Here is a 5,562-nt window from a genome sequence, read left to right as displayed (position 1 = left end):
GGCGGATTCAACCGGTCGTCGCAACACTGGGTTGTTGTACAGACTTTAGATACTCATCCAGTGCTTCGGCAGGTGTTTTCCAGCCGAGTGTTTTTCGAGGTCTAGTGTTAAGTACGTGAGCTACCGCCTGTATTTCTTGGGCACTCCAACGAGAAAGGTCAGTGCCTTTCGGGAAGTATTGCCGTAGAAGGCCGTTCGTATTTTCGTTTGTGCCGCGCTGCCATGGACTATGTGGATCAGCAAAGAAAACTTTTACTCCGGACTCGATGGTAAATCGAGCGTGATCCGACAGCTCCTTTCCACGATCCCAGGTCAAAGATCGCCACAGCTCGATGGGAAGATCAGTCACCGACTTTTTCAATGCGTTGGCCATACTAACAGCCCCATAGCCAGCCAGCGCCGGGCCGTTCTTCGTGCGGGGAATTAGCCCATAACCTTTCTCGCGAGGCAGATGGACGAGCATGGTAAATCGAGTTGAGCGCTCGACCAGAGTTCCAATCGCAGAACGGTTCAGACCGATGATCAGGTCGCCCTCCCAATGCCCGGGTACAGCCCGATCTTCTACCTCAGCAGGGCGACTGGAGATCATGACGTCCTCGCTGACGTGTGCCCACACTTTGGCCTGCGCTCTGGCTCTCGGCACTCGCAATGCTCGTCCTGAGCGCAGGCAGCTCACCAGTTCGCGCTTGAGAGCTCCTCGACCCTGAATGTAGAGCGCCTGATATATGGCTTCATGAGAGATGCGCATGGATTCATCATCCGGAAAATCGATCTGGAGTCGGTTGGCAATCTGTTCAGGCGACCAGCCATTGACCCATTTACGGTCACTGCGATGCGGTTTATTTCTGCCTTTGAAGGGCGCTTGCTGAGGCCCAGAAATCTCACGACCATCGGCGTCTTGAACCTTGCCCTCAAGGTGGTCGCGTACGTACTGGTGCAGTCGCGGGTTCGTGACCAGTTTCGCTGGTTTCGGCCTCTTGGCCACCAGTTCTGCCTTCCATTGCGCTACTGACGCGCGATATTCAAGCCGACCGCAACGGGTAGCAGCATTTCGTGTCAGCTCCCGTGAAATTGTCGATGGGCTTCGTCCAAGACGACGGGCAATCTCACGAACGCCAACACTTTGCGCTCGAAGCAGCCCAATCTCTTCTCGCTCAGCAAACGATAAGTATCGTCCTGATATGTGATTCGACATGAATAATGGCATCCCGCCTCGATGACGGAACCAGCGTGTACCTACCGCTGTTGATACGCCAACGGCATGTGCTGCCTTTTCGCTTGTGATGCCTGTTGCAATCTGCACCCAAAATAGCCGCTCGATCTCATTACGAAGTGAGGGTGCACCTGGAGAACGCATCGCTCCCCGCCCCGTCAATTTTTGCATCCATCCTGCGGGTCGTCCCATAAACACCTCGATCAAGGTGTTGCGACGACCGGTTGAATCCGCCTTGGCAGCCTTGATCCGAATGAAACATCAAGCCTGCATGTTTACCTCGAACCTCCACCGCCATTCTCAGCGCCCTGCTAACCAGGTTGGCGTCATTGATCAGAGAAAACGCCCAGCCAACGATTCGGCGGGCGAACAGATCAATGACCGCTGCCAAGTGATACCAGCGTTTACCAACCATCAGGCTGGTAACGTCGCCGCACCAGACCTGATTGATTGCGGTTGGCTCGAAGTTACGCTCGAGCAGGTTCTTGGCTACAAATGCTTCGACGCCTCTAGAGCGATACTGATGGCGGCGGCGCTGTCTGCTGGCCAGATTTGCCTCCGCCATGAGTTTTCCGGCCAGATGTCGTCCCACCTTGATCTGCTGGGCCTTCAAGTGCTGAGAGATCATCCGCGCGCCTGCACTTCCCCGGCTTTCGTCATGCAATTGCACGACTTTTGCTCTGAGCGCGTCACGCTTGGTATTCGGCGCTGAGCGACGCTTAAGCCAGTCATAAAACGCGCTGCGGGAAACGCTCAACACACTACAAAGAAGGCGGGTCGGATATGAGCTCGACTCTCTCAGCTCTTCGATCAGGAAAAACGATCGGGATCCGACATCAAGAGAGCCGTAGCTTTTTTTAAGATTTCAGCCTCGGTCTCCAGGCGCTTGACCTTGGCTCGCAGCTGTTGAAGCTCTTGCTGTTCGTCGCTGATTGCCTTAGTACCTGCCACTGGCTGCCCTTTCTGGCGTTCTTTGCGAACCTGATCAATCCAGCGGCGCAGAGCCGTAGGCCCAACGTCCATCGATGCACAGACGTCAGGAACTGAGCAGCTATCATCAAGAACCATGCTTGCAGCACGTTGCTTGAACTCGCGGGTGTAGGTCTTTCGCTCTTGCATGGAACCTCCTGATTGGGCGAATCATATCGCCCTTAAGAGGTGTCCGGGAGCATTAGGCCAGTTCACATTACCTCCCCCCCTGGACAACTCGTACCCCGATAGGACCCTATAGCCTCCTAAATAACTCGCCTATTAACAGCCCTAGAATCCGCCGGGAATTTCTATGAACGCGATAGCGGACGAATAGCGCAACACCGAACCGACCTACGAGGTAGGGATATTTCCAGAGATAAACCATAAACCTGAGGCTTACGAATAGGGAGATCCTGAGTTAGCAGTCCTCATGACTCACGTTCGTATGAAGAGGCCATAAATATTCACCGCAATAGGTGATTTCCCCAAAGGGAAATAAAGGTTTTAATTGAGAGATGGAAATCAAAGACATACGTAGAGCCCGAGTACGCCAGATCATTGATCGTGACTTCGGAGGAAAAGACGCTGACTTCGCCGCCAAGGTCGCCAAGCAGCCATCCTATATTTCAAGGCTGTTCACCGAAAAGGCCGAACATCTACGAAATATTGGGGAGAAGATGGCGCGCGACTTTGAACAGAGGTGTGGGCTGGAGCCTGGAGCACTTGACCGTCCATTGACCAGTGTAGACCTGTCCTCCAGCATCGTTTCGGACGCCGCACAACCGCGCAACCAACCCGAGATACACCTTAAGCAGATCAGCATTTGGGATGATAAGACCCCTCTCAATGAAGATGAAGTATGCGTCCCATTTCTCAAAGAGGTTGAGCTGGCGGCAGGATCAGGGCGTTTTGCCATCGAGGAAAATAATGGGGAGTTTCTGCGCTTCGCCAAACAGAAACTGCGCGAAAACAGCGTTCAATTCACCAATGCAAAATGCGTCACCGTCCGCGGCAATAGCATGACTCCCGTCCTGCGCGATCGCGCCACCGTGGGGATTAACGTGGGCAGGACGAGCCTCGGCGATATTATTGATGGAGATCTCTACGCCATCAACCATAACGGGCAACTGAGGGTCAAACAGCTTTTCAGGCTTCCTTCTGGGGTTAGATTGCGAAGCTTCAATCGCGAAGACCACCCGGATGAGGATTACGGCTTCCAGCAGTTGCAGGATGAGCAGATCAGCATTCTTGGTCACGTCTTTTGGTGGGGTATGTACGCCAGGTAGCCCCATTAGCCAAGGAGTAGAGTGACAAAGCAAAATTTCAGGAGACAGATCCGAATCCTTCCTTTAGATCGCTGAATATCACCAGCCTTGGTTTCAGATCATCGCCCACCCCTGCCGGCTCTAGCATTACCTTGGAGAGAAAGGAGCACTGATAACGACCAGTCGGGCGGAGACAGAACTATCCACAGCCACCGCCCTCCAGCAACAACAGCGAGACCAAACGCCTCTATCCGAAAGCCCCCCCCCATCACACACCGTCACTATCTTCAAGGCCGTCTAATTTGGCATGGTCCTAGAGCCTCAACGCTCCGACAGGCAGGACGGCCGACGATCCACCCCATCCAAACACTCCACGCAAAGCGGTTTTTTTCGTAAAAAACCAATAAATTTCAGTAACTTATAAATTAAAACAAAAAAAATTACCAAAAATATTTACCAAAATGCATTGACCGCCAGAAACCAAGTGGTAAATTAACCAAATGCAAAAACAGTCCCAGTAAAGCATGCCTCCGTTGCATGCCCCTACACGCTGCATTTTGCTACAGGGAAGCGGCGCCTGAAAAAACCACGAAACTTAAGCGAACTTTCAGAGCAGCTCACCCGACACGCCACAAGCATCCTAATCTGCGCAGACAATAGAAAAGTTGTGCAAGCGCGCATTGGCTACACATATCCCACCAATTACCTAATGGTATTTAGCTATTTTAATTGAAGAGGCGACATATGAAACTCGAAGAGTTTAAAACTGATACACCCAACGATAACAGCACAACAAGCCTTCCTCCGGTTACAGAAAAAACTCCACCAGCGATTGGCGATGTATGGCCCGGTGAAGGCGGAATTAACGCAGGCTTAGTAAAGGCACGTGGAGACGTTCCAGAACACTACCTCATCTTTGCCAGCAAAGACTCAGGTAAATTCCCAGCAGGGTCACTCGGATCAAAAAGCAAAGCCATTAGTAAAACTGACGGATTACTTAACACTACGATCCTTCTGGGGGAGCCAGGTACACACCCAGCAGCTAGCGCCTGCATCGCGTTCCAAGCAGACGGCCATAATGATTTCTATCTTCCAGCTCCCGCCGAGCTCTATCAAGGGTGGGTAAATATCCCACAGGCATTCATATCTTCCGCGTCAGAATATATACATTGGACAAGCATGCAGGCACCACAAGAAAATTCCACATATATGATGACAGTCGAGGTAGGCGACTTATACTGGTACCAAAGAGACTATCCACTTTATGTTCGCCCTGCGCGCCGAGTTTACACATAATACTCAAAACCCAATCCCCCTCCCAATACAAACTCAAGGAAAAGAGTTAGATCATGACTAACGAATCGATCGTCATAAAACACAACAATGCCTCTATTATAATTCCCGTATCAGATCCGACCACTCAAATCGTCGTTAACGTATTTACACAAATTGGATGCATCCCCAAAGAGTGCGAATGCACTGAAATTGATATCCCAGACCCGGTAGGCCCTTGCGATTCTCTCAAGCCATTTGCCAAAATCCCAGAAGTAGGAGAGTTATGGCCTTGTCAGGGTGGGATAAATGCAGGATTGGTTGACACGCTCGGTGATGTGCCCGCTCACTACCTCATCGTAGCCGAAAAAGACTTACCCACAACATATACATGGGGCGGTCATGGCATAAGTAGCAAAGCAAAGAGCAAAATGGACGGACACTGTAACACTATAATGCTACTGGACGAAGACTCTGAACATCCAGCAGCAAAGGCCGCAGCTGAATATCAGGCGGACGGACATAAAGACTTCTACCTTCCCGCGCCTGCCGAACTTCACCAAGTGTGTTTAAATCTATCTATCCGATTAAATTTCAATGGCAACTACTACTGGTCTAGCATGGAAGAAGCCGGAGCTAACAACCATGCGTATGCCTTGGACCTCTCTACATACAGCCAAGGCAGGCATTCAAAACTGACTCCTCTCTCAGTCCGCCCGACACGTAGAATCTACCTCACTGCCTAAGGAAACTCTGAAAAAGACTTTCTGATTTGGCAAAATACCGCGACCCCACCCACCGAGTTTCCCGATGAAGCAGATGACCTTCGCCGACGCCGAG

At 51.4% G+C, this 5,562-nt stretch carries 5 protein-coding genes and 1 pseudogene; 3 read left to right on the top strand and 3 right to left on the bottom strand.

Translation table 11 applies throughout. The features are described 5' to 3' along the window. Window positions 1-7: 7 nt before the first annotated feature. From AO268_RS31215 to AO268_RS31205, 3 genes are read right to left on the bottom strand one after another with little or no spacing between them, the layout of a single operon-like run. Entirely contained in the window at window positions 8-1,384 is a 1,377-nt protein-coding gene (locus AO268_RS31215; RefSeq protein WP_099170823.1) for an IS30 family transposase, read from the bottom strand. Continuing rightward, a complete protein-coding gene (locus AO268_RS31210) occupies window positions 1,326-2,015 on the bottom strand; it encodes an IS3 family transposase (RefSeq protein ID WP_257154493.1) in 690 nt (229 codons plus the stop codon). The genes AO268_RS31215 and AO268_RS31210 overlap by 59 nt, the downstream gene beginning before the upstream one ends. An 8-nt stretch (window positions 2,016-2,023) precedes the next feature. Then, window positions 2,024-2,332 (bottom strand): transposase, encoded by a 309-nt coding sequence (locus tag AO268_RS31205; RefSeq protein ID WP_099170821.1) that lies wholly within the window; start codon window positions 2,330-2,332, stop codon window positions 2,024-2,026. A 653-nt stretch (window positions 2,333-2,985) separates the two neighbouring features. Here AO268_RS31205 and AO268_RS33455 point away from each other — a divergent pair. The 3 genes and pseudogenes from AO268_RS33455 to AO268_RS32585 form a co-directional block, all read left to right on the top strand. Next, window positions 2,986-3,471: pseudogene (locus tag AO268_RS33455) on the top strand (S24 family peptidase); the annotation flags it as partial. 723 nt (window positions 3,472-4,194) lie between these two features. After that, window positions 4,195-4,746: a DUF1566 domain-containing protein gene (locus AO268_RS32590; protein ID WP_141562870.1), complete on the top strand. Its 552-nt coding sequence runs from the start codon at window positions 4,195-4,197 to the stop codon at window positions 4,744-4,746. A gap of 53 nt (window positions 4,747-4,799) precedes the next feature. Then, window positions 4,800-5,468, top strand: a complete 669-nt coding sequence (locus AO268_RS32585; protein WP_141562869.1) for a DUF1566 domain-containing protein — start codon at window positions 4,800-4,802, stop codon at window positions 5,466-5,468. Window positions 5,469-5,562: the final 94 nt, after the last annotated feature.

The organism is Pseudomonas sp. ICMP 8385 (assembly GCF_002699915.1).
Classification (GTDB): domain Bacteria; phylum Pseudomonadota; class Gammaproteobacteria; order Pseudomonadales; family Pseudomonadaceae; genus Aquipseudomonas; species Aquipseudomonas gessardii.
This window is presented reverse-complemented; position numbering and strand designations above follow the sequence as displayed.

Bases quoted from the DNA above. Each gene is read 5' to 3' on its own strand.
- AO268_RS31215 (WP_099170823.1), bottom strand. From the start codon at position 1,384: ATGCAAAAATTGACGGGGCGGGGAGCGATGCGTTCTCCAGGTGCACCC.
- AO268_RS31205 (WP_099170821.1), bottom strand. From the start codon at position 2,332: ATGCAAGAGCGAAAGACCTACACCCGCGAGTTCAAGCAACGTGCTGCA.
- AO268_RS32590 (WP_141562870.1), top strand. From the start codon at position 4,195: ATGAAACTCGAAGAGTTTAAAACTGATACACCCAACGATAACAGCACA.
- AO268_RS32585 (WP_141562869.1), top strand. From the start codon at position 4,800: ATGACTAACGAATCGATCGTCATAAAACACAACAATGCCTCTATTATA.